Genomic DNA, 23528 nt, shown 5'->3' on the forward strand with positions numbered 1-23528 from the left:
GCCGACGAAGATTTGGTCGTAGAAATTCCTAAATATACGATCAACCACGCGCGTGAAGACCATTAAAACAAGGTTTAATGAAAAGGCCGTCTGAAACCATAAATTCATGGTTTTCAGACGGCCTTTTGGTTATGCAGCAAATTATTTGATATGAGGGAAAATAAAACGCATACGCGAAATCTGCATAGAGGCCACTTTCTGCGTAGCGGAGTAATTTTCAATTTTCTCTTGCATTCTGATTTGGTGCATATTGCCGTTATAACGGGGAGCAGCGTTTTGAGATTTGTTTACTGTCAGCAATTCAGCCTCAGCCTTCAAAGCTTCCTCTGCCTCGATAGCCGAAAATGCAGCCTCATCCCTTACCAAACCGAAACGCTCGATAATGGCATTGGCTTCATCTATATAACGCGATTTGTCCGCGCCATTTTCCAACACCGCATCTTCAAGCACGACCGACAAATGCTTGCCGCAATTTTCGATACGCTCTGCGATACGCGAATAAACCATCCAACGTTTCAACCTCAATGCGCCTGCATCGTCATTGGGTGAAGCGGCATCCAGTTTAATCAAACCATAATGCTTGCCGTAATACAGACGGAACACCAGCTGCTTCAAACCTTCTGTTTCGTCCAGCATCCGATAAAGTTCACGAACCAACAACAGCAAACGGTCAAATGCGCCTGCTTTAGACAGATACTCCGGATCATCTGAAGCAAGCGCGTAAATCAGTTTGGACAGCTTGGCGTTGAGTACGTTATTCATCTTTTTTCCTTTTATTTTTAAGCGATGGATTTTCTTAAGAGCCATTCCAAAAAATTTGGTTGCATAACAAAGTGTAAATTTTGTATGGAAACCAAATCATACAAAGCGGAATAGAAAGTATAAAACGGCAGATTGCCGTGAATTTTAAGTGTCTTGCTGTATTTTAACGCAACTATGCTATTTTGTTAAAAAATAGCGCCATCATTTATCTGCCAATCTTCCGTAAAACAATCTGGCAGTCCGACTTCTTCTTGATTAAAATAATTACTAATAGCCCAAACCCAATAAAGGAACACATCATGAAATGGACAGATACCCAACGCATCGCCGAAGAACTCTACGACTTACACGGCGACAGCATTGATCCGAAAACCGTACGCTTTACCCAACTGCGTGATTTAATTATGGCTTTGCCTGAATTTGACGATGATCCGGCGCGTTGCGGCGAGCGTATTCTTGAAGCCGTGCAACAAGCATGGATAGATGAAGCAGAATAAGCTTTCTTCCCTTCCCTATCAAACAAGACCTCAGGCTATTTTTCAGACGGCCTGAGGTCTTTATTAAATCTATTCATACAATTTTGGAAAATTTCGAAATTGACTCATACTGACCTCAAATTTATTATGCAGTCTGACAACAAATAAAAGATATGCAGAAGGTGCATAACCATGAATCACGCTCGAGAAATCGCCGCTTTAAACAACAGCCTTTCTGATTTAAAAGGCGACATCAATGTTTCATTCGAATTTTTCCCGCCGAAAAACGAACAAATGGAAACCATGCTGTGGGATTCCATCCATCGCCTGCAAACCCTGCATCCGAAATTCGTTTCCGTAACCTACGGTGCAAACTCCGGCGAACGCGACCGCACACACAGCATCGTCAAACGCATCAAACAAGAAACCGGCCTTGACGCTGCCCCCCACCTGACAGGTATCGACGCCAGCCCCGACGAGTTGCGCCAAATCGCCAAAGATTATTGGGATAGCGGTATCCGCCGCATTGTCGCCCTGCGTGGCGACGAGCCGCCCGGCTACGAGAAAAAACCTTTCTATGCCGAAGATTTGGTCAAACTGTTGCGCTCCGTTGCCGACTTTGACATTTCCGTAGCGGCCTATCCAGAGGTGCACCCGGAAGCCAAATCCGCACAAGCCGACTTGATCAATCTGAAACGCAAAATCGATGCGGGTGCAAACCACGTTATCACCCAATTCTTCTTTGACGTGGAAAGCTATCTGCGCTTCCGCGACCGTTGCGTGATGATGGGCATTGACGTTGAAATCGTTCCCGGCATCCTGCCTGTAACCAATTTCAAACAATTGACCAAAATGGCCCAAGTGACCAACGTCAAAATCCCAAGCTGGCTGTCTAAAATGTACGAAGGTTTGGATAACGACCAAGGCACGCGCAACCTTGTTGCCGCCAGCATCGCCATCGACATGGTCAAAGTCCTCTCGCGCGAAGGTGTCAAAGACTTCCACTTCTACACCCTCAACCGCAGCGAACTGACTTACGCCATCTGCCATATTTTGGGTGTGCGCCCCCGTTAATAAAACAGACGGCCTCCCCATTCTGATTTACAATATCGAACATTCAGGCCATACCGGCCTGATTAAAAATTCCAACTAGGAGAGTTAACATGACAACATTGCATTTTTCAGGCTTCCCGCGCGTCGGCGCCTTCCGCGAATTGAAATTCGCACAAGAAAAATACTGGCGCAAAGAAATCAGCGAGCAAGAATTGCTGGCTGTTGCTAAAGACTTGCGCGAGAAAAACTGGAAACACCAAGCTGCTGCCAACGCTGATTACGTTGCCGTAGGCGATTTCACTTTCTACGACCACATCCTCGACCTGCAAGTTGCTACCGGTGCCATCCCTGCCCGTTTCGGCTTCGACAACCAAAACCTGTCTTTGGAACAATTCTTCCAACTGGCCCGCGGTAACAAAGACCAATTCGCTATCGAAATGACCAAATGGTTCGACACCAACTACCACTACTTGGTGCCTGAATTCCACGCCGATACCGAATTCAAAGCCAACGCCAAACACTACGTTCAACAACTGCAAGAAGCTCAAGCTTTGGGCCTGAAAGCCAAACCGACCATCGTCGGCCCATTGACTTTCCTGTGGGTAGGTAAAGAAAAAGGCGCTGTCGAATTCGACCGTCTGAGCCTGTTGCCTAAACTGTTGCCTGTTTACGTTGAAATCCTGAACGCTTTGGTTGAAGCCGGTGCCGAATGGATTCAAATCGACGAGCCAGCTTTGGCTGTTGACCTGCCTAAAGAATGGGTAGAAGCCTACAAAGACGTTTACGCCACTTTGAGCAAAGTAAACGCCAAAATCCTGTTGAGCACTTACTTCGGTTCTGTTGCCGAACACGCTGCTTTGCTGAAATCCCTGCCTGTTGACGGCCTGCACATCGACTTGGTACGCGCTCCTGAACAACTGGACGCATTTGCCGACTACGACAAAGTTCTGTCTGCCGGCGTTATCGACGGCCGCAATATTTGGCGTGCCAACCTGAACAAAGTTTTGGAAACTGTCGAGCCTCTGCAAGCCAAACTGGGCGACCGTTTGTGGATTTCCAGCTCTTGCTCTCTGCTGCACACTCCATTTGACTTGTCAGTTGAAGAAAAACTGAAAGCCAACAAACCTGACCTGTACTCTTGGTTGGCATTCACCCTGCAAAAAACCCAAGAATTGCGCATTCTGAAAGCCGCATTGAACGAAGGTCGTGATTCCGTTGCCGAAGAACTGGCTGCCAGCCAAGCTGCTGCCGACTCCCGTGCCAACAGCAGCGAAATCCACCGTGCAGACGTTGCCAAACGCCTGGCCGATTTGCCTGCCAACGCAGACCAACGCAAATCTCCATTTGCCGACCGTATCAAAGCGCAACAAGCATGGTTGAACCTGCCTCTGCTGCCGACTACCAACATCGGTTCTTTCCCTCAAACTACCGAAATCCGCCAAGCACGTGCAGCCTTCAAAAAAGGCGAACTGTCTGCCGCAGATTACGAAGCCGCGATGAAAAAAGAAATCGCCTTGGTGGTTGAAGAGCAAGAAAAACTGGACTTGGACGTACTGGTACACGGCGAAGCCGAGCGTAACGACATGGTTGAATACTTCGGCGAATTGTTGAGCGGTTTTGCATTCACCCAATACGGCTGGGTACAAAGCTACGGCTCACGCTGCGTGAAACCACCTATCATCTTCGGTGACGTAAGCCGTCCTGAAGCCATGACCGTGGCTTGGTCTACTTACGCTCAAAGCCTGACCAAACGCCCGATGAAAGGTATGTTGACCGGCCCTGTAACCATTCTGCAATGGTCTTTCGTCCGCAATGATATTCCTCGCTCTACCGTGTGCAAACAAATCGCACTGGCTCTGAACGACGAAGTATTGGATCTGGAAAAAGCCGGCATCAAAGTCATCCAAATTGACGAACCTGCCATCCGCGAAGGTCTGCCTTTGAAACGTGCCGATTGGGATGCCTACCTGAACTGGGCCGGCGAATCTTTCCGCCTGTCCTCTACCGGTTGTGAAGACAGTACCCAAATCCACACTCATATGTGCTACTCTGAGTTCAACGACATCCTGCCTGCCATCGCCGCTATGGACGCTGACGTCATCACCATCGAAACTTCACGTTCCGACATGGAGCTCTTGACTGCATTCGGCGAGTTCAAATACCCGAACGACATCGGACCAGGTGTTTACGACATCCACAGCCCACGCGTACCGACTGAAGCTGAAGTTGAGCACCTGTTGCGCAAAGCCATCGAGGTTGTACCGGTTGAACGTCTGTGGGTAAACCCAGACTGCGGCCTGAAAACACGTGGTTGGAAAGAAACTCTGGAACAACTCCAAGTGATGATGAACGTAACCCACAAACTGCGTGCCGAACTGGCTAAATAATGTGAGTTAGATGAAAAGGCCGTCTGAAAATTTTCAGACGGCCTTTTTTTATTTATCGATATTTAAACCATAAAGATTACGACTTCCACAGCTTACAAAATACCTGTCGTTGTATGATGTTCTTCCACTCCTGATGTATATACGTTCTTAGTATGATGATACACAGTCTCTTTAGTCGTTTCGACAATATGGTTGGCTTCTGACAAGATATCGCTCAATGCAACTTTACTGCCGGTCGTATTCACCTTTTTCAGTGCTGCGCCGTTATGGCTATTGCCTTCAGAATACGTGTTGATGTCATTCTCAAAGCGCAGCCATGAATCATACAACTTGCCTTTAATGTCCGTCATGATTTTATTGTTGGCCACATTTAAAGATGCTTTGCCTTTAGGGTTGGTACTGTGTACGTCTATCAATGCATCATTCAAATCACCGCCAAGTTTTAATGTGTTATTGGTGATGTTGTACTCTTTGGCATTACTCTTTAAATAAGCAAATTCGACGTAACCGGCAGATTCTTCACGCACGGAAATTTTGTTGTTGTGAATCGTTACCGCCCCATGCATAGCGACATTGCCATGGTGTTCTTCCACATAAACCGGTACTGCGCCTTTCATAATCTTGCCGATATCGGCATCATTGCCGCTGATGGTAATGGTACCGCTGCCAATGCCGTTTTTAGATAAAACGCGGTCGTAGGTATCGTTGATGACGGCAATCAGATATTTGGTGGATTCGCCGCTGATCTTGTTGTTTGCCATATTGAGCATGTAATCCATTTTGCTTTCATGGTTACGGAACTCAATCGCGTAGGTCTGAATATTGTTTTGATAAACCGTCAGATTTTTAATGACATTATCGCTAATATCGAAATAACCTTTATCAGCCGAGTGCAAATCTTTGTATTGGGTATTGGTTTGTACCTGAATCCCTGAATACATGTGGTAGTACTTACCCAAGTCATCATCAACATTCAAACGGAAGCTCGGGTCTTGGATAATGGTATTGCCCGTAATTTTGACTTTATCCATAGAAAACTGGCGGTTGTAGGCAACAATACCATACAGCCGGTCACCCGTTAACACATTGTCTTCAATGACAATGCCCGTACCATCATGCACATCCAAACCCTTGCGGTAGTTGTGGTCGGTCGTGTTTTTACGGTATGTGATGCCGTAATTGTAGCTGCCGGCAGCTACAGCCATACCGTAGCCGGTACCGCCATCCGCTTCGTGGCCGTTCCAATCCAAACGGTTTCCCTCGCCGATAAAGTTTTGTTGAAAACCAATCAGCGCACCGGCAACGCGGTTGTGGTGTAGATACGAATCGACAATACGGTTGTTTTCACCCAAAGGCAGCGCTTCATAGTTTTCATCAATTTCGCCGCTTTGTACGCGTGCTTTAAAGGTCAGCTTTTGACCTTTTTCCGTCTCCAAAGAAGCGGTCGACGTAAACATCACACCAGCACGATTGGCACCGGAAACCTCTACTTTGCTGATTAAAGTATTGTCCGCATCGTTCACCAAAATGCCATTTACCTTGCCAAAATAGCTTAAGCCTTTGCGGTAAAAATCAGGATTGGTATATTGAACCGACAAGTCGGCAATGGTTTTATTGTTTTGTCCATCGACTAAAATACCGGCAAATTCGCGGATATCGTCATGGTTGGTGTCCGGATTGAATTCGCCTGTTTGCGCTTTATCAAACGTTACTTTGGTTTTGCCCATTCCCGAACCAAACAAGCCGCGCGCGCCGGAGACGGTTTTATCCATCACAATCTGATTGGAAATATAGTAAGCACCATCCAAGAAAACCATGGCTTTTTCTTTGTGCGCCGCCTCTAAAGCTGCTTTAAATGCTTGGAGGCTGTCTTTCTTACCCTGTGCATCGGCACCAAAATCATTCACGCGGACATAATTACCGTACTCTTTGGATTCATACACACGGTATTTTCCAGATAGACCTTCCCTGCCTTCGGCATGGTCGTCAATTTTGTTTGCTTTACCCGAATTGAGGTGGCTATCGTGGCTATTGATTGCTTTTTTGCCGGAAGAAACGCCCGCTATTTTGTCATAGCCGTCTGAATCCTTCAGATTCTTTTTATGGACAATCTCAACGGTTTCTTTTTCTTCGGCAATTCTGTCTTCCGCCTCTTTTTCTTTGCGTGCAGCTTCCAGTTTGGCTTTACGCTCTGCAATCGCTTTTTCAACTGCCGCTTTATGCGCTTCTTTTGCGCGCTCGACAGCCTTTGCTTTGGCTGCGGCAGCCTCGGCTATTTTTTTTGCTTTGGCTTCTTCGTAAACTTTTTGCCTTTCAGACAGGACTTTTTCCATCGATTGATTAACCGGCTTGTTTACCGGTTCTTTTGAAACAACGTGTTTGCTCGCCACTTTAGGTGCAATGATATGTTTACTGGAAACGCTGCTTACAGAAGCAACGCTGGCCCGTGTAACATGCATTTTTGTCACAAGGCCGTCTGAAGATGATGAAGAACTGTCAAATCTTGCTGCCTCCGCCACATGCACTACTTCTCTCGTTACCGTATTTTTACCACTTAATTGCTTAAGCTCAAGAGAAACCAACGGCATATCCCCAAAATTGTGGGTGTGTATCCATTCTTTTAGCGGAGAAGATGATTTGGAATTTGCTTCAGGTGTGGATGAGCCGTGACGAATGTGGGTGCGGCCAAGAGGAGCAAGTTTATGTGACATAATCAGCGTATTTCCTTGTATCGAATATCGCCTTTCCCACCGCACAAGCGTGCGACAAAAAAGCCGATTGATTAAAGAGGTAAGACGGATTCTGTCGTAACAGCAATTGCCTGTATAAAGGCCAAACTGAAGTTGGCCGCTTTGAGAAACTCGGCAGCGTTTCCCCTTCTGCCGGTTTTCTGATTGGAAACGGTCATGGTGTCAGACAGAACCCTTGGATGACTTTATATAGGCGATCTGTCCGCGTACCATGTATCCGGTTATTTTTGACGGAAATGTATCAGAGTCCCTTTTTAATTGATTAGTTCATCCAAAGTTAAGTTATTTTTGATTTTTATAGCAAAATAAAAATGGTTTTATCTTGCATCGTTTTCCTTTTTGGCTTGACAGAGTGAATCCCGCGAAGCCAAAAAGGAGGGAAATTCTAACACGATATGTTTTTAGCATTCCCTATTTAACTAAATTTACAAAATATACGAAATAAATATTTATAACTGTTTTTAACTTCATCGAAAAATCAATAAAATTCGATATTTTCAATGTGTATTTTTACAACATGACTGCGCATTATATACCGATTATCTTAAAATACTACCGTTTATTTGCAAAATTTAGTATTTTATTATTGCTTTCACCATCTAAAAACCAATAAAAAAAGGCCGTCTGAAAAAATATTTCAGACGGCCTTTTTTATTAAATGCGTTCTATTCAACAAACTTTGACCAACCAGCCGTGTTTGTCTTCTGTCAAACCGTATTGAATGTCGGTAATCGCCTTACGGATTGCGTAACCGCGCTCTTGGCTCTTCACTTCGATTTCTTTGCCATCAATCACAAAAGAAGTTACCGGAGAAATAACCGCAGCCGTACCGGTCAGAATCGCCTCTGCGCCATTTTCCACAGCTGCTTTCAGCTCATCAACGGTAAAGTTGCGCTCGGTAACAGTGTAGCCCAAATCTTTGGCAACAGTCAGCACGGAATCACGGGTAACGCCGTGCAGGAATTCGTCTGTCAACGGTTTGGTAATGATTTCATCGCCGTTAATCAGGATAAAGTTAGACGCGCCGGTTTCCTGAACATCGCCATTCGGACAGAACAGCACTTGGTTTGCACCGTGCTCTGCTTTGGCTTTCAATACCCAAGGCATGGCGGAAGCGTAGTTGCCGCCGCATTTCACACGACCCATATGTGGGGCGCAACGGATATGTTCGGTTTCCACCAAGATTTTAACGGGCGAACCGGCTTTGAAATAGTCGCCGACAGGAGAAGCCAGAATGTACAGCAAAGCAGTTTCGGAAGGAGAACCGGCCTTACCGATCACAGGGTCGGTACCGATCAAAGTCGGACGCAGGTACAAAGCGGCTGGCGCATCAGGGATTTCCTCGGCGGAGCGTTTGACCAATTCGATCAAAGCATTCAAATAAGCTTCCGTTTCAGGACGCGGCAGGTGCAGAATATCTGCGCTTTGCTGCATGCGCGCGATATTGGCGGTCGGGCGGAACATCACGATTTTGCCGTTTGCCTGACGGAATGCCTTCAAACCTTCAAAACATTCGCTGCCGTAATGCAAAGCATGTGCGCCGGGGGCGAGTGTCAGGTCTTTGGAAGATTGCCATTCTACCGGTTGCCATTTACCTTCACGATAAGCGATAACGGGCATTTCAGCGTGGAAAACGCTGCCGAATACGGCTGGGACTGGTCTGCTCATGATGATTGCCTTTCTTATTCTGATTTGTAAGATAATAACTAAAGACTGAACAATACGCCTTTCAATATGGGTTTGACAAGTACCCGTCAGCATTAAAGATACCCTTCCCATGCCGTCTGAAACATGCCGTCCTATCCGAAATCCGGCAAATCGTTTAAACTGATACCATTTTTCAGACGGCCTGCCCCAACCGCGGCCCACCCGGAGCAACCCATGAAACTCATCTATACCATCATCAAAATCCTGATTCTTCTTGTTTTCCTCCTGCTGGCCATCACCAATACCCACACCGTATCCTTCTTCTACCTGCCCGGCCAAAACGTCAATCTGCCACTGATTGTCGTGCTTTTCGGTGCCTTTATTATCGGCATCGTGTTCGGTATGTTTGCCCTCTTCGGCCGTCTACTGTCCCTGCGCAGCGAAAACAACCGCCTGCGCGCCGAAGTGAAAAAATACGCCCACCTTTCCGAAAAAGACCTGACCCCGGTCAAAACCGAAACACCGGCAACGACTTCCGAAGCCACTCCCAAAGCGTAACGCCACCAACCAATAAAGGAATACCATGGACAACGAATTGTGGGTCATCTTACTGCCCATCGTCCTCCTCCCCGTTTTCTTCGCTATGGGCTGGTTTGCCGCGCGCGTCGATATGAAGACCGTCCTGAAACAGGCCAAAAGCATACCGGCAGGGTTTTACAAAAGCCTTGACGCCCTCGTTGACCGCAACAGCGGCCGCGCCGCGCGCGAATTGGCGGAAGTCATCGACCAGCAGCCGCAGTCATACGACCTGAACCTGACATTGGGCAAGCTCTACCGCCAACGCGGCGAAAACGACAAAGCCATTAATATGCACCGCGCCCTGCTCGATTCGCCCGACACAGTCAACGAAAAACGCGCGCGCGTGCTTTTTGAACTGGCGCAAAACTACCAAAGCGCAGGCTTGGTGGACCGTGCCGAACAAATCTTCCTCGGTCTGCAGGAAGGCGATATGGCACGCGAAGCCCGCCAACACCTTTTGAGCATCTACCAACAAGACCGCGACTGGGAAAAAGCCATCGAGATGGCGCAGCTCTTGAGCCATGACGAACAGACCTACCAGTTTGAAATCGCCCAGTTCTATTGCGAAATCGCCCAAGCTGCGCTGTTCAAGTCCAACTTCGATGCTGCTCGCTACAACATCGGCAAAGCACTCGAAGCCAACAAAAAATGTACGCGCGCCAACATCATCCTCGGCGACATCGAATACCGTCAGGGCAACTTCCCTGCCGCAGTAGAAGCGTATTCCGCCATCGAGCAGCAAAACCACGCCTATTTGAGCATGGTCGGCGAGAAACTCTATGAAGCCTATGCCGCGCAAGGCAAGCAGGAGGAAGGTCTCAACCGCCTCATCGGCTATATGCAAACCTTCCCCGATCTTGACCTGATCAACGTCATCTACGAGAAGGCCCTGCTGCTCAAAGGCGAAACCGAAGCGGCGCAAATCGCTGTCGAACTCGTCCGTCAAAAACCTGACCTCAACGGCGTGTACCGCCTGCTTGGCTTGAAACTCAGCAATATGAATCCGGAGTGGAAAGCCGATACCGATATGATTCGTTCCATTATCGGCCGCCAGCTGCAAAAAAGCGTCATGTACCGCTGCCGCAACTGCCACTTCAAATCCCAAGTCTTCTTCTGGCACTGCCCTGCCTGCAATAAATGGCAAACCTTTACGCCAAATAAAATCGAGATTTGATAAAGCGTTAAGCATCAAAGAAGGCCGTCTGAAATCTTTTCAGACGGCCTTTTTATTACAAAGCAAAATATCAAAACAGCTCAAAACATAGGCGCACACACCAGCAATATTTGCTCAACAACGCTGCTCTGCCCATGCCAACGCCGCTACAATCTGCGCCTCTATATCGGCATTAAATTCGCCGGCACGGTATGCATCGCGCAATTCTGTGCGACGGGTTTCATCTGCCGCAATTTGGTTTAACACCACTTGCGGAAACTCGTTAAACACAGGCCCATCCTCTTCATGACCCGTCAGAAACAGCGCAGGAATTTTTTGATTGGCGCGGACGATTTCCTGTTGGCGCGGATTATCAAAACGGCTGCTGTCGTCAAAATCACTGCGGGCAATATAGTTGACGCGGATATTGGGGTTCAGCTCCGCCATTTTTTGAATAAACGGCACAAACACGCGACAATCAGGACAATATGGCGCAGCGGCAAGCAACCAGTTTTGCGGACGACTGATCTTTTTAACCTCTGCTACCGTTTGCGCCGACAACTCGGTCGCCTGATAGAGTTGCTGCTGTTTCAATTTGTCTTCTTCAGTATCAAAATCCAAATATTCTGCATAAGTGGCCATGCTTTACTCCTGTTCTGTTGCATTGGTTTTCCCTGCTACGCCGGTCAAAAGTGGAACAAGTAGATTGACGACGAGGTTTTCAAATAGTGGCTCATCAAGCGGCGATTCTTCCGAATGACCAAACACCAGCTTCACTTCGGTATATTCTTTCTGCCCTTTGCTCATTTTATTGCCATTAAAAACATCATGGGCTTTTCTCAAGGCAGCATCCCAATCCTCTTTCTTGCTGTACTCCTCCGCAGCGGCAAGGCTGGTTTTAGCAAAAAACGGCAAGGGGGTATTTTGTCCGATTCGGAAATATACCAACCATTCTTTCAAAAGTTCTTTTGCTGTTTGTTGCCCGATGGCGGCATAGGTTTCGGTCTGCCCCAAGCTGACAATATAGGTTTGTCGGTTTGCAACGGATTGAGGGGCGACGGCGCAAAAAATCAAATGCTCCAATAAACGGGCAATGCGGTTGGGTGCATTGTCTTTTTGATTTAGGGACACAATACGGCCGCATTCGTAAAGATTGCTGACGGTGCCTTGTAAAACCAAGTCGTCAAAGGATTCTTCATAAGGTTCAGACGGCCTTTTGTTACTGCGTATCAACTCGGCATCTACGTTTTTCGCAGATATCTGATACTGCTTCTGCCACAAGCCGCCCAACTCGCCCACCGGCATCAGGCTTTCGGCATTCAGCCGAATGGCCGTATCTTCAAAATCTTCCCCTTTGCGCCGCGCATCCAAATAAGCATCGGCAATCCGGCCTTCATGTTGTGGCTCAAACGGTTCGGCAGATTCCCATGCGCTGTCCAGATACGGCTGATCCCAGCTTAAATTTTTCTTCAGCCAAACTTTGACAGGGTTACGCCAAAAACTGACGAGCTCGCCTTGATGAATGGTCTTGTCCGGCTCTTCCTGACTTAAAGCCTCAAGGAAAAACGGCTGCGCTTCCGCTTGCGGTTGGTTCAACGCATCGGCGTAATCTTGGCGCGTACTGAAGAGGCCGTCTGAAAGCGCGTCCTTTTGGAAATAACGGCGTGAAAACGCCTGCAACGGATGATGTTTCACCCATTTCTCCGACAATTCACGCCCGCTTTTCCCTGTCATAGCGGCAATGGTATCCAGCAACTCGCTGATTAACGAAGACGGCGCAAACTCGGCATCATTGCGTATATCGCGGCCGATGTAAGACAAATACAGCATTTCGCGTGCGCTGATTAAGGCTTCGAGGAAGAGATAGCGGTCATCGTCGCGGCGGGCACGGTCGCCTTTTTTCGGATGTTTGGCAATTAGGTCGAACACCGCCGCTTTGGTATTGCGTGGAAAATCGCCGTCATTCAAACCCAGTAGGCAAACCATTTTAAACGGCAGACTGCGCATCGGCACCATACTGCAAAAAGTGATGCCGCCGCTCAAAAATCCGGCTTGGCTTTCACTGTCCAAAAAGCGGCGGATATGGCGGATAACGGTTTTACACGGCAACAATCCGTCAAATTCGGCCAACTGCGCCTCTTCCTGCCATTTCGCCAAAGACTGCTCAAACTGCTGCTTGGCGTATTGGTCGTCCGTATCCGGAGCAAACAGTTTCTCCAGCAAATCGCGGCAACGTTGTACCCAGTTTTCCACACAGACAGGTTCTTGCCACTGCGCCGCCATATCGGCCAAAGTACGGATAAATTCGGCAAAACCGCTGAACACGTCCAACTGGTTGACATTGCTATGCCACGCGCTCACGCCCTGCCACATGCCGTTGCCGCCTTCAGGCAGCATCCAACCCAAGGCCAAACGCTCTACCGCCTGCTGCCAAGTAAAGAGGTTGTCTTTACCCTCGCGCATGGTTTGGTCCAAACCCCAATGTACATTCAATCCGGCAACAGTCTCATGCAGCAGCGGCACATCTTCCTCGCTCAAACCGAAGCGTTGCAGCACCAACCGGCTTTCCAGCAAAGGCAAAACCTTGTCCACTTCAAACCGGCTTTCCAGCAAGTCCAAAGTTTGCGCTAAAGCATACAGCAAGGGCTGGCGGCGGCTGAGTTTCACATCCGAAATCGAATACGGCAAAGCCTGACTGCCTGCCTGCTCCTGTCCAAAAACGGCTTCGATAAACGGGCTGTACGGCTCGATGTTTGGCGTCAAAACAGCAATATCGTGCGGCTGCCAGTCGGGATTTTTTTGCAACACCAGCGACAGCTCTTCTTTCAAAATCTGCAATTCGCGCAAAGGGCTGTGGGCCGCGACGATTTTAATGGAACCGTCATTCAAAAGTTTGTCCGGCTCGACGCACACTGGATTGCCGTCCGCATCGTGAACCTGAACCAAAGCCGACTGCGCGCCTGCTTCGCTTTCTTCCTGTTGATATAAGCGTTCAGACGGCATGATTAAGTTTTGGATATCGTTTTGCAGGCAATGCAACAAGGTATCGTCTTTTACTTCTTCATAAACCTGAATATCCTGCTCGGTTTCCACTTCCGACAGAAAATCAAAGAAATCGCGCCCCTGCTTGCCCAAAGAAGCCAACAGCGGATGCCCTGCCTGCGACAAATCCGCCTCATCGCCCCTTTTCAAAATCTGCGCCTCGTCGATAACCTCGCCCCAATATTGGCTGCTCGGGTTGAGCGCAAACACAAACACATCGCAATGCTTGGAAATTTGGTACAGCAATTGCAGATACATCGGCGCCATTGTCGAAATACCGAATACGAACAACCTTTGCGGCAAGACCGATTTATCCAACTGCGCCAACAGCTTTTCCCACAAGGCCACGCGGTGCGGCGCCGATTGGCTACCATCGTCCAAATAACGCCACAGCCGTGCCTGCCAATCCTCATCATCGCCCAAACCCAGCAGCTTCCCAGCCTGCCACGCATCAATCCAATCCGGGCGGTACACCAAATATTGGTCGAAAATATCCGCCATTTGTCCGGCAAGCTGATAATCTGCCGAGGCCGAACTGTGCAAATAACTTTCCAGCTTCAGGCGCACGTTTTCGTACTCCGGGGCCGTCTGAAACGCTTCGCTGCGGAACAAATCCAGCAAACGCCAACGCATGACTTCAGGCGAAAACGGACTGAGCGGCGGCACATCGGGAACCAATTTGCGCATCAGCTGCCACGCCAAACCGGCAGGCAGGCTGAACTTCAAATTCGCCGCCACGCCGAGTTTGCGCGCAAAAAACACATTCAGATACCGCCGCATCCCCTGGCTCTGCACCACCACTTCTTCCTGTGCCAATACCACATCCAAAGGAAAGGCCTGATGAATATGCGTGCACATTTCGGCAAGCGCTTCCAAACGGTCGGACTGATAAAGATAAAACATAGCAGACAATCTAAAAAACAATTGCCCACATTATAATGCCATTAGGACAAATGCTTCAGCAGAAGTGGCAAACAAAAACACAGGCCGTCTGAAACACATCGCTTCAGACGGCCTAAAACAAAACAAACCCATCGGCAGCCAATTATTAATTATTTATCGACCCCTGTACAAACCGGCTTCTCCTATCCTATAATTTCCCACATTCGGAATGTAGCGCAGCCCGGTAGCGCACTTCGTTCGGGACGAAGGGGTCGGAGGTTCGAATCCTCTCATTCCGACCAAATACAAAACCTGCTTGAGTCCAAGCAGGTTTTTTACATTCGGCAAGCCTATACTTCCGGCGGGAAAGGCGCGCCTTCGGGATGTTTGTAGCGGTTGTACATAAACAAATATTGTTCCGGAAAACGGCGTATCCAATATTCGGTATTTTCATTGATCACGCGCGCATCGTGCTCCTTATCGCCGTTCAATTCGCCGCGCAAAGGCTCGATGTGCAAGACAAAGCCTTTGCCGTCAGGCAGACGCTCGCCGCAGAAAAACAAAGCCTTCACGCCTTTGACTTGCGCCAACTTGCCCGCCAACGTCATGGTATAGGCAGGTTTGCCGAAAAAGTCCACCCACACGCCGTCGCCGCCTTCTTCGGGAGACGGTACATGGTCCGGCAACACAATGGTCGCTTCGCCGCCGCGCAGGGCCTTGATGATTTGTTTGACGCCCTGAATGCTGGTCGGTGCAGTCTTGCCTTTACCGCGCACGCGCCCTGCCTGCATCACCGCATCAAATGCCTTGATTTTCGGCGGCTTGTACATCGCCGTCAGCGGAAACGGCAGTTGCTGGCTGATGTAGCGGCCCGCCAAATCATAGCTACCGATGTGCGGCGTGATAAACAGCAAACCTTCGCCCGCACTCAAGACCGTCTGAACATGTTCCCAACCATTGACGCTGACAAACAGGTTTTCAATTTCCTCAGGCCGTCTGAAAAACGCCACCGGCAATTCCAAGCCGCCTTTTGCCGTTTCACGAAAAACTTTTTTCACCGCCTCGTCCGTTGGGTTCAAGCCGGCAAGTGCCATGTTTTCGAAAACACGCCGGCGATCTTTCGACAGCAAGCGGAAACCCAAACTGCCCAGCAGGTTGCCTAATTTGTGCAGCCAAGCCAAAGGCAGCGCGGCCAAAAATTTAAAAACAAAGGTAACAAGCGTTTGCATAAGGTTTTACCAAAATGAAGTGGACAGATTGTAAACGAAACAGGCCGTCTGAACAAAACAGACTTCGGGCAAATATATTGCGGCACACCTGCTTTTCTGCTACTATCCGCGCTGCATTAAGAGTTGGGAATTCCATGCCAACCTGCTTTTCAAACGGAAAGGTAAGGTGGACGGTTGAAAAACCGATGTGGCTCGCCAGAGCAATCCAAACCCGCTTAATGCGGGAATTTTTTTGCCTGTAAGAAACGCGCAACAGGATTCCGAAACAGCAGGCAAGTGCGAATGTTTCTCACTTGTATAGAGAAAAAGCGGAGTTTTTGTTATGATTTCCGCTGTCCGAAATAAAAGGCCGTCTGAAAACACAGCAGCCTGTTTTTAATGAAAGAATAGCAATGAGCGAATATCTGTTTACTTCCGAATCGGTATCCGAAGGCCATCCGGATAAAGTTGCCGACCAAGTATCCGATGCGATTTTGGATGCCATCTTGGCGCAAGACCCCAAAGCGCGTGTCGCAGCAGAAACCTTGGTCAACACAGGCTTGTGCGTATTGGCAGGCGAAATCACTACCACCGCCCAAGTGGACTACATCAAAGTTGCACGCGAAACCATCAAACGCATCGGCTACAACTCCTCCGAGCTGGGCTTTGATGCCAACGGCTGCGCAGTCGGCGTGTACTACGACCAACAATCTCCGGACATCGCCCAAGGCGTGAACGAAGGCGAAGGCATCGACCTGAACCAAGGCGCGGGCGACCAAGGTTTGATGTTCGGCTATGCCTGCGACGAAACCCCTACCCTGATGCCGTTTGCCATCTATTACAGCCACCGCCTGATGCAACGCCAAAGCGAATTGCGCAAAGACGGCCGCCTGCCTTGGCTGCGCCCTGATGCCAAAGCCCAACTGACCGTGGTTTACGACAGCGAAACCGGCAAAGTAAAACGCATCGACACCGTCGTCCTGTCTACCCAACACGATCCGTCTATCGGTTACGAAGAGCTGAAAAACGCTGTTATCGAACACATCATCAAACCGGTTCTGCCGTCTGAACTGCTGACCGACGAAACCAAATACCTGATCAACCCGACCGGCCGCTTCGTTATCGGCGGCCCGCAAGGCGACTGCGGTTTGACCGGCCGCAAAATCATCGTCGATACCTACGGCGGCGCAGCTCCGCACGGTGGCGGTGCATTCTCCGGCAAAGACCCGTCCAAAGTGGACCGTTCCGCCGCTTACGCCTGCCGCTACGTTGCGAAAAACATCGTCGCCGCCGGTTTGGCAACCCAATGCCAAATCCAAGTTTCCTACGCCATCGGCGTTGCCGAACCGACTTCGATTTCCATCGATACTTTCGGCACCGGCAAAATCAGCGAAGAAAAACTGATTGCCCTGGTTCGCGAACATTTCGACCTGCGCCCTAAAGGCATCGTCCAAATGCTCGACCTGCTGCGCCCGATTTACGGGAAATCCGCCGCCTACGGCCACTTCGGCCGCGAAGAGCCTGAATTTACTTGGGAGCGCACCGACAAAGCAGCCGCATTGAAAGCAGCCGCAGGCGTGTAAAAAAATAATAAAGGTCGTCTGAACGGGAGTTTCAGACGGCCTTTTTACATCTAAATATTCAAAACCTTTTTACGAACGACACATCGTATTTTCACAAAAACAGCGCAACGAAACCTTGGATTGCTATGCTGTCTTTGTGAATCTACATAAATAAAATTGAAAGCATACATCATGAAAAAATGGCTGCTGGCTGTTTTGCCTGCCACCGCACTGTCTGCTCCGCCTCAAGGCTTTTATCAAAATTACAAAGACTGGGACATTGCTTGCGACAATACCGGCACCTGCCGTCTTGCCGGATACCAAGCAGATGAAATAGAACCGCCGGTTTCTATCCTGTTTACCCGACAAGCAGGGGCGAATGCCGCAGTAATTGGCGAAGTTTCCCTACTGCCATTTAATGACGATGAAGCACAACTCGCCAGCATTGCAACCCGCAACAAATTGGTATTGAACGGTAAATCACTGGGCAAATTGGCGTTCAATAAAAAAGGCCAAGGCAAATTGAGCAAAGCGCAAACCAGCGCCTTACTCGAAGCATTGAAAAAAGAGAGCAAAATCAGCATCCGCTCTGGAAAATATGAATGGCACTTGTCCGACCAAGGTGCAGCGGCGGCGATGTTGAAAGCGGACGAATTCCAAGGCCGTCTGAATACGCCTTCCGCGCTGATACGCAAAGGCGACAGTAGTCAGGCAGTATTAAACCCTCAGCCCAAACCCGTTATCCGTGCCGTTGCCGTACCACAAAAAGCAAGCGATACACTGGAGCAAAACACGCCGCGCCACAATGCCGTCATGAAACTGCTGCGAGACAGCAACAACCATGCTCCCACTGACGATGACAATTACTGCCCCGCCCTGCATGATAAAGAGCACATGGATTGGAATCGCAGCCTAAGTATTTATCCGCTCAACAAACAACAAGTATTGGTAGAGGCCATCTGTATCGGCGGAGCCTATCAAACCGGCGGCTACTATGCCATTGCCAACAAAGAATTGACCAAAATCGAACAAGTGCTGCCGCCAATGACATACGGCGGACACGGCGGATTCGATGAGAAAACAGCCACCCTTAGCGGCAGTTTCAAAGGCCGAGGGATCGGCGACTGCTGGTCGGGCAATGCAGCGGTGTGGGACGGTAAAACGTTTGTCCGCAGTGAGGAACACACCACAGGCTCATGCAAAGGCTTCACAGGCGGCGCTTGGCTGATGCCTGTTTTTGAAGCCCGTGTTGAGCGTTAAAATACACGGAATATTTACGATAGGAAGCAAAGGCCGTCTCAAAATTCCCGTTTTCAGACGGCCTTTTTCCTTATACAATAGCCACTTGAATTTCTATATACATTCTGAATAAAGGATACGGATTATGTTCGGCAAACAACTTTTTGAAGAAGTCAGCTCCAAAATCAGCGAAACCATCGCCAACAGCCCTGCCAAAGACATGGAAAAAAACGTTAAAGCCATGCTCGGCAGCGCGTTCAACCGCATGGATTTGGTGACCCGCGAAGAATTCGACATCCAACAACAGGTTTTGATTAAAACCCGTACCAAACTGGCTGAATTGGAAGCCCGTTTGGCCAAACTCGAAGCCGCTCAAGAGCCTGAAGAAGCTGCTTTGAAAGCGGCCGAAGCCGCTGCTGAAGAAGCGGTTGCCGAAATCGCACAACAAACCGAAGCCGCCGAATAAGGCCGTCTGAAACATGTCGCTTGCTTTGGTTTACAGCCGCGCTTTAAGCGGTATGAACGCGCCGTTGGTCGAAGTGGAAGCCCACCTTGCCAACGGCTTGCCACATTTCAATATCGTCGGATTGCCCGATACCGAAGTCAAAGAAAGCCGCGATCGTGTGCGTGCCGCCATCATCCAAAGCGGCTTCGACTTTCCCGCCAAGAAAATTACCGTCAACCTCGCACCTGCTGACCTCCCAAAAGAATCCGGCCGTTTCGATTTACCGATTGCCTTAGGCATTCTTGCCGCTTCTGGACAAATCAATCCTGAAAAGCTCGCGCAATATGAGTTTGCCGGAGAATTAGCACTGTCCGGCCTGCTGCGTCCCGTACGCGGCGCGCTGGCCATGGCATGGCAGGGAATGCAGGCAGGCCGTTCGTTCGTATTGCCACAAGAAAATGCTGACCAGGCTGCCGTCATGCGCGGTATCGCGGTTTATGGAGCGCGTTCTTTGGGCGAAGTGGCCGCCCATTTAAACGGCATCGAACCGTTGACACAAACCGAATGCAAACTGCCACAAAGGCCGTCTGAACAAAGTAAAATTCCTGATTTAGCTGATGTTAAAGGCCAGCATACCGCTCGCCTTGCTTTGGAAATCGCAGCGGCAGGCGGACACAGCCTGCTGATGATGGGTCCTCCGGGTACGGGCAAATCCATGCTTTCGCAACGTTTGCCTGGCATCCTTCCGCCTTTGACCGAAGACGAATTAGTCGAAGTATGGGCATTGCGTTCGCTCCTGCCCAACCATCAACAGCAACTCGACAGCAACCGTCCTTTCCGCAGCCCTCATCACAGTGCCAGCTCGGCAGCCATGGTAGGTGGCGGTTCAGACCCACGTCCGGGCGAAATTTCATTGGCGCACCATGGTGTGTTGTTTTTAGACGAATTACCCGAGTTTGACCGTAAAGTATTAGAAGTGTTGCGCGAACCTTTGGAAAACGGCGAAATCCATATTTCCCGCGCCGCACGCCAAGCAGTTTATCCGGCAAAGTTCCAACTTGTCGCCGCCATGAACCCCTGCCCTTGCGGCTATCTTGGCCATCCATCCAAACCTTGCCGCTGCACGCCTGAAAGCGTTGCCCGCTACCGCAACAAAATTTCAGGGCCATTGCTCGACCGTATTGACTTAACCATCGAAGTACCCAGCCTTTCCGCCGCCGAGCTGATGCAACAAGAAGCCGGAGAATCCAGTGCCGCCATATTAGAACGCGTTACCACCGCGCGCAAAATCCAATATAACCGACAAGGCAAAGTCAATGCCGACCTGAGTGTCAGCGAGCTCGATGGTAAAGCCCGTATCCAAAAAGAAGCGCAAGAAGCCTTGGGAACCATGCTCGAAAAACTGTCCCTTTCCGCACGAAGTTTCCACCGCATCATGCGCGTTGCCCGTACGCTGGCCGATTTGGCAGGCGACGAAGAAGTCAGCAAAACCCATGTGATGAAAGCCATCGGTTTCCGTCGCGCCCTTTAACTTTTCAGACGGCCTGAATATGTTTAAGTAAAACTAGAGTAAACAAAGCATCAGGATTTTGCCGTCTATAACGGTTATTGATAAAATATCGAATCCAAACTCAGACAGTCTCCCTTCAGGCCGTTTGAACACATTATTACAAGGTAAGTCATGAAAAAATCTACACAATATGGCAAAGGCTTGGCCGGTTTCTTTTTCGGCCTAATACTGGCAACAGGTATTATTGCCGGCATTTTGTTCTTCTTGAACCAAGGCAACCAAAACGTTTTCAAAGAGCTGACTCAGCCTAAACAAAGCGAAGAACCTGAAATCCTAAAACCTCAGGACAAAGCAGAGAAACGCCCGGCTACCGACACTTCGTCTACCCAAGCAGATGAAGAAAAAGCCAAAGCAGAAAAAGAAGCTGCTGAAAAAGAAGCAGCTGAGAAAAAAGCCAAAGCTAAAGAAGAGGCTGAAAAGGCTGCCAAAGAAGCTGAAGAAAAAGCTCAAGCGGAAAAAGAAGCTCAGGAGAAAGCTGAACAAGCCGAACGTGAAGCCAAAGAAAAAGCAGAGAAAGCCGCTGCCGATAAAGCCGAACGCGAATCTAAAGAAAGAGCAGACAAAACTGCCGCCGACAAGGCCGAACGTGAAGCCAAAGAAAAAGCCGCAAAAGCGGAAGCAGAAAAAGAAGCCGCCAAGAAAAAACTGGCCGAGAAAAAAGCCGAATTAGAAAAAAAACGCGCAGAAAAAGCCAAAGCTGAAAAAGAAGCTGCTGATAAAACTGCAAAAGATAAAAAAGCGGCCGACCAACTGACCGACAAACAAAAAGAGCGTGCCGAGCGCAAATTGGCTGAGAAAAAAGCAGCCGAAGCCAAAAAACAAAACAAGCCGACACCTGAGCAAATCCTCAACAGCGGCAGCATCGAAAAAGCACGTAAAGCCGCAAATGCCTCTGCAACAAAAGAAAGCAGCAACGCCGCTGGCAAACAATCGTCAGAAAAAGCCGAAGCAACTGCCAACAGCGGTAAAAAGGCATTCCTGCAACTTGGTTCATATGCAGACCGTTCCAGCGCAGATTCACAACGTGCGAAATTGGCTATTTTAGGTGTTTCTTCCAAAGTGGTTGAATCGCAAAATGGCGACAAAACCATTTACCGAGTTCAAAGTAACACCATGCCGCAGGAAGCCGCTGTAAAACTGCAAAAAAACCTGCAAGGCCATAATATCAACAGCTTGATTCGTTCTACCAAATAATGGAATCACTGATGAAGCAGCGTATAAAACAAACCATTGCCGCACTCAGCCTGAGCCTGCTCAGTCTGAGTGCACAGGCTGCTACCGAAGGCGTGGACTATACTGTCCTCAGTCGCCCTATTCCGCAGCAGCAAGCCGGAAAAATTGAAGTGCTAGAATTTTTCGGCTACTTCTGCATCCATTGTTACCATCTCGATCCCGTTTTATTGCAACACAGCAAAACCTTCGCTAAAGATGTTTCCTTACGGACAGAGCACGTCGTTTGGATGCCTGAAATGTTAGGTTTAGCCAAAGTTGCCGCAGCCGTTAATCTTTCAGGTTTGAAATATCAAGCCAATCCAGTCATCTTCAAAACAGTTTACGAACAAAAAATCAACCTGGCCGATACAAATGTATTCCGCTCATGGATCGGCAAACAGACAAGTTTTGACAGTCAAAAACTGCTTCAAGCCTACAATAGCCCTGCTGCCGCGTCGGCTGCTGCAAAAATGCAGCAATTGACGGAAACTTATCGAATTGAAAACACACCAACTGTCATCGTCGGTGGTAAATACAAAGTCAATTTCAATGGTAGCGACTGGAAAGTCGGTATGAAAACCATAGACGAGCTCATCGTCAAAGTCCGTCGCGAACAATCCTCAAAACCAATTTAACTATTCAACAAAAGAAAGACGGCCTCAAGGCCGTCTGAAAACTTATGGACATTCTGATTTTATTTAAAGCACTTATTCTCGGTATCATCGAAGGTTTAACCGAATTTCTCCCTATTTCAAGTACCGGTCACTTGATTGTATTCGGCGACTTAATGAATTTCCAAAGTAACGGTAAAGTATTCGAAATTGCCATCCAGCTCGGTGCCGTATTAGCCGTCGTATTCGAATATCGCCAACGATTTACCCATATCATAAAAGGACTAGGCAAAGAGCGAACAGCCAATCGCTTTGTACTGAATTTATTTATTGCCTTCATACCTGCTGCGGTTGTTGGCCTCTTATTCAGTAAACAAATTAAATTGCATCTTTTCAACCCAATTACCGTTGCTACCATGCTGGTACTCGGTGGTTTCTTCATTTTATGGGTTGAAAAACGCCAAACAACAGCCAAACCTAAAGTCAATCATGTAGACGATATGCGTCCAATCGACGCATTTGTTGTAGGATGCGCCCAAATTTGCGCCCTTATCCCTGGTACATCACGTTCAGGCAGTACGATTATGGGCGGTATGTTGTGGGGACTGGAACGTAAAACGGCTACCGAATTTTCATTTTTCCTTGCTGTACCAATGATGATTGCGGCAACAGGTTACGACATCTTAAAAAACTACAAACTCTTTACCTTGCAAGATGTCGGACAAATTGCCATCGGCTTTATCGCAGCATTTGTCGCCGGTTTATTGGCAGTAAAAGCTTTGCTGAAATTTGTCTCCAATAAAAACTATGTGCCTTTTGCCTACTACCGCATCATATTTGGTGGTCTGATTCTCCTTACTTGGATGCTGGGCTGGGTCAGCTGGAGCGAATAACCCCTCTCTCCCCACCAAAGGACGTGCCTGTGCACGTCCTTTTTCTTTATCCGCTTC

General features: G+C 48.7%; 19 protein-coding genes, 1 tRNA gene, 1 pseudogene and 1 riboswitch. Of the genes and pseudogenes, 15 read left to right on the plus strand and 6 right to left on the minus strand.

What is annotated here, in order from left to right:
- Positions 1-66 (plus strand): annotated as a pseudogene (locus HMPREF3022_RS11870) (2Fe-2S ferredoxin); the annotation flags it as partial.
- A 75-nt stretch (positions 67-141) separates the two neighbouring features.
- On the opposite strand, the gene HMPREF3022_RS03580 reads toward HMPREF3022_RS11870, so the two are convergent.
- Positions 142-762 (minus strand): hypothetical protein, encoded by a 621-nt coding sequence (locus HMPREF3022_RS03580; protein ID WP_049330685.1) that lies wholly within the window; start codon positions 760-762, stop codon positions 142-144.
- Between the two features lie 299 nt (positions 763-1061).
- Here HMPREF3022_RS03580 and iscX point away from each other — a divergent pair, with 299 nt between their 5' ends.
- The 3 genes from iscX to metE all read left to right on the plus strand — a co-directional run bounded on the left by iscX (position 1062) and on the right by metE (position 4678).
- Entirely contained in the window at positions 1062-1259 is a 198-nt protein-coding gene (gene iscX, locus HMPREF3022_RS03585) for a Fe-S cluster assembly protein IscX (RefSeq protein WP_003682097.1), read from the plus strand.
- A gap of 171 nt (positions 1260-1430) precedes the next feature.
- Positions 1431-2312: a methylenetetrahydrofolate reductase gene (gene metF, locus HMPREF3022_RS03590; RefSeq protein WP_049330686.1), complete on the plus strand. Its 882-nt coding sequence runs from the start codon at positions 1431-1433 to the stop codon at positions 2310-2312.
- Between the two features lie 89 nt (positions 2313-2401).
- Complete coding sequence (metE, locus tag HMPREF3022_RS03595; protein ID WP_049330687.1) at positions 2402-4678, plus strand: 5-methyltetrahydropteroyltriglutamate--homocysteine S-methyltransferase; 2277 nt, start codon at positions 2402-2404, stop codon at positions 4676-4678.
- A gap of 92 nt (positions 4679-4770) precedes the next feature.
- On the opposite strand, the gene HMPREF3022_RS03600 is transcribed toward metE, so the two are convergent.
- Together HMPREF3022_RS03600 and ilvE are read right to left on the minus strand one after the other, a co-directional pair.
- Positions 4771-7011: a right-handed parallel beta-helix repeat-containing protein gene (locus tag HMPREF3022_RS03600; RefSeq protein ID WP_049330699.1), complete on the minus strand. Its 2241-nt coding sequence runs from the start codon at positions 7009-7011 to the stop codon at positions 4771-4773.
- Positions 7012-8097: 1086 nt separating this feature from the next.
- On the minus strand, positions 8098-9096 hold the full coding sequence (ilvE, locus tag HMPREF3022_RS03605) for a branched-chain-amino-acid transaminase (RefSeq protein ID WP_049330688.1): 999 nt from the start codon (positions 9094-9096) through the stop codon (positions 8098-8100).
- A gap of 213 nt (positions 9097-9309) precedes the next feature.
- Here ilvE and HMPREF3022_RS03610 point away from each other — a divergent pair, with 213 nt between their 5' ends.
- Complete coding sequence (locus tag HMPREF3022_RS03610) at positions 9310-9633, plus strand: LapA family protein (RefSeq protein WP_049330689.1); 324 nt, start codon at positions 9310-9312, stop codon at positions 9631-9633.
- Positions 9634-9658: 25 nt separating this feature from the next.
- Entirely contained in the window at positions 9659-10828 is a 1170-nt protein-coding gene (gene lapB / locus HMPREF3022_RS03615; protein WP_049330690.1) for a lipopolysaccharide assembly protein LapB, read from the plus strand.
- A gap of 114 nt (positions 10829-10942) precedes the next feature.
- Here lapB and HMPREF3022_RS03620 read toward each other — a convergent pair whose 3' ends face one another.
- The gene (locus HMPREF3022_RS03620; protein ID WP_049330691.1) at positions 10943-11449 is read right to left on the minus strand and encodes a thioredoxin family protein; all 507 of its coding nucleotides are present in this window, start codon (positions 11447-11449) and stop codon (positions 10943-10945) included.
- A gap of 3 nt (positions 11450-11452) precedes the next feature.
- Positions 11453-14752 (minus strand): exodeoxyribonuclease V subunit gamma, encoded by a 3300-nt coding sequence (gene recC, locus HMPREF3022_RS03625; protein ID WP_070765142.1) that lies wholly within the window; start codon positions 14750-14752, stop codon positions 11453-11455.
- Positions 14753-14816: 64 nt separating this feature from the next.
- Here recC and HMPREF3022_RS11875 point away from each other — a divergent pair, with 64 nt between their 5' ends.
- Both HMPREF3022_RS11875 and HMPREF3022_RS03630 read left to right on the plus strand, forming a co-directional pair.
- Complete coding sequence (locus tag HMPREF3022_RS11875; protein WP_283119039.1) at positions 14817-14945, plus strand: hypothetical protein; 129 nt, start codon at positions 14817-14819, stop codon at positions 14943-14945.
- An 11-nt stretch (positions 14946-14956) separates the two neighbouring features.
- Positions 14957-15033: transfer RNA gene (locus HMPREF3022_RS03630), tRNA-Pro, on the plus strand.
- Positions 15034-15081: 48 nt separating this feature from the next.
- Here HMPREF3022_RS03630 and HMPREF3022_RS03635 read toward each other — a convergent pair.
- Positions 15082-15960: a lysophospholipid acyltransferase family protein gene (locus tag HMPREF3022_RS03635; protein WP_049330695.1), complete on the minus strand. Its 879-nt coding sequence runs from the start codon at positions 15958-15960 to the stop codon at positions 15082-15084.
- 108 nt (positions 15961-16068) lie between these two features.
- Positions 16069-16179, plus strand: a riboswitch (SAM-I-IV-variant riboswitch).
- A gap of 173 nt (positions 16180-16352) precedes the next feature.
- Here HMPREF3022_RS03635 and metK point away from each other — a divergent pair.
- From metK to HMPREF3022_RS03670, 7 genes are all read left to right on the plus strand, one after another.
- A complete protein-coding gene (gene metK, locus HMPREF3022_RS03640; protein WP_070583688.1) occupies positions 16353-17522 on the plus strand; it encodes a methionine adenosyltransferase in 1170 nt (389 codons plus the stop codon).
- 171 nt (positions 17523-17693) lie between these two features.
- Entirely contained in the window at positions 17694-18761 is a 1068-nt protein-coding gene (locus tag HMPREF3022_RS03645; RefSeq protein ID WP_049332042.1) for a DUF1176 domain-containing protein, read from the plus strand.
- A 124-nt stretch (positions 18762-18885) separates the two neighbouring features.
- Positions 18886-19206 carry an accessory factor UbiK family protein gene (locus tag HMPREF3022_RS03650; RefSeq protein WP_049332041.1) on the plus strand — a complete coding sequence of 107 codons (321 nt, stop codon included), beginning with the start codon at positions 18886-18888 and terminating at the stop codon, positions 19204-19206.
- A 13-nt stretch (positions 19207-19219) separates the two neighbouring features.
- Entirely contained in the window at positions 19220-20716 is a 1497-nt protein-coding gene (locus HMPREF3022_RS03655; RefSeq protein ID WP_049332040.1) for a YifB family Mg chelatase-like AAA ATPase, read from the plus strand.
- Between the two features lie 150 nt (positions 20717-20866).
- Positions 20867-21949 (plus strand): SPOR domain-containing protein, encoded by a 1083-nt coding sequence (locus HMPREF3022_RS03660; RefSeq protein WP_049332038.1) that lies wholly within the window; start codon positions 20867-20869, stop codon positions 21947-21949.
- Positions 21950-21960: 11 nt separating this feature from the next.
- Complete coding sequence (locus HMPREF3022_RS03665) at positions 21961-22602, plus strand: thiol:disulfide interchange protein DsbA/DsbL (protein WP_049332043.1); 642 nt, start codon at positions 21961-21963, stop codon at positions 22600-22602.
- Positions 22603-22646: 44 nt separating this feature from the next.
- A complete protein-coding gene (locus HMPREF3022_RS03670) occupies positions 22647-23471 on the plus strand; it encodes an undecaprenyl-diphosphate phosphatase (RefSeq protein WP_049332036.1) in 825 nt (274 codons plus the stop codon).
- The last annotated feature ends 57 nt before the right edge of the window (positions 23472-23528 follow it).

It is taken from the genome of Neisseria sp. HMSC065C04 (assembly GCF_001815375.1).
Classification (GTDB): domain Bacteria; phylum Pseudomonadota; class Gammaproteobacteria; order Burkholderiales; family Neisseriaceae; genus Neisseria; species Neisseria flavescens_D.

What these genes read in the sequence shown, in the direction of transcription:
- HMPREF3022_RS03580 (WP_049330685.1), bottom strand. Translation starts at nt 762, where the DNA reads ATGAATAACGTACTCAACGCCAAGCTGTCCAAACTGATTTACGCGCTT.
- iscX (WP_003682097.1), top strand. Translation starts at nt 1,062, where the DNA reads ATGAAATGGACAGATACCCAACGCATCGCCGAAGAACTCTACGACTTA.
- metF (WP_049330686.1), top strand. Translation starts at nt 1,431, where the DNA reads ATGAATCACGCTCGAGAAATCGCCGCTTTAAACAACAGCCTTTCTGAT.
- metE (WP_049330687.1), top strand. Translation starts at nt 2,402, where the DNA reads ATGACAACATTGCATTTTTCAGGCTTCCCGCGCGTCGGCGCCTTCCGC.
- HMPREF3022_RS03600 (WP_049330699.1), bottom strand. Translation starts at nt 7,011, where the DNA reads ATGGAAAAAGTCCTGTCTGAAAGGCAAAAAGTTTACGAAGAAGCCAAA.
- ilvE (WP_049330688.1), bottom strand. Translation starts at nt 9,096, where the DNA reads ATGAGCAGACCAGTCCCAGCCGTATTCGGCAGCGTTTTCCACGCTGAA.
- HMPREF3022_RS03610 (WP_049330689.1), top strand. Translation starts at nt 9,310, where the DNA reads ATGAAACTCATCTATACCATCATCAAAATCCTGATTCTTCTTGTTTTC.
- lapB (WP_049330690.1), top strand. Translation starts at nt 9,659, where the DNA reads ATGGACAACGAATTGTGGGTCATCTTACTGCCCATCGTCCTCCTCCCC.
- HMPREF3022_RS03620 (WP_049330691.1), bottom strand. Translation starts at nt 11,449, where the DNA reads ATGGCCACTTATGCAGAATATTTGGATTTTGATACTGAAGAAGACAAA.
- recC (WP_070765142.1), bottom strand. Translation starts at nt 14,752, where the DNA reads ATGTTTTATCTTTATCAGTCCGACCGTTTGGAAGCGCTTGCCGAAATG.
- HMPREF3022_RS03635 (WP_049330695.1), bottom strand. Translation starts at nt 15,960, where the DNA reads ATGCAAACGCTTGTTACCTTTGTTTTTAAATTTTTGGCCGCGCTGCCT.
- metK (WP_070583688.1), top strand. Translation starts at nt 16,353, where the DNA reads ATGAGCGAATATCTGTTTACTTCCGAATCGGTATCCGAAGGCCATCCG.
- HMPREF3022_RS03645 (WP_049332042.1), top strand. Translation starts at nt 17,694, where the DNA reads ATGAAAAAATGGCTGCTGGCTGTTTTGCCTGCCACCGCACTGTCTGCT.
- HMPREF3022_RS03650 (WP_049332041.1), top strand. Translation starts at nt 18,886, where the DNA reads ATGTTCGGCAAACAACTTTTTGAAGAAGTCAGCTCCAAAATCAGCGAA.
- HMPREF3022_RS03655 (WP_049332040.1), top strand. Translation starts at nt 19,220, where the DNA reads ATGTCGCTTGCTTTGGTTTACAGCCGCGCTTTAAGCGGTATGAACGCG.
- HMPREF3022_RS03660 (WP_049332038.1), top strand. Translation starts at nt 20,867, where the DNA reads ATGAAAAAATCTACACAATATGGCAAAGGCTTGGCCGGTTTCTTTTTC.
- HMPREF3022_RS03665 (WP_049332043.1), top strand. Translation starts at nt 21,961, where the DNA reads ATGAAGCAGCGTATAAAACAAACCATTGCCGCACTCAGCCTGAGCCTG.
- HMPREF3022_RS03670 (WP_049332036.1), top strand. Translation starts at nt 22,647, where the DNA reads ATGGACATTCTGATTTTATTTAAAGCACTTATTCTCGGTATCATCGAA.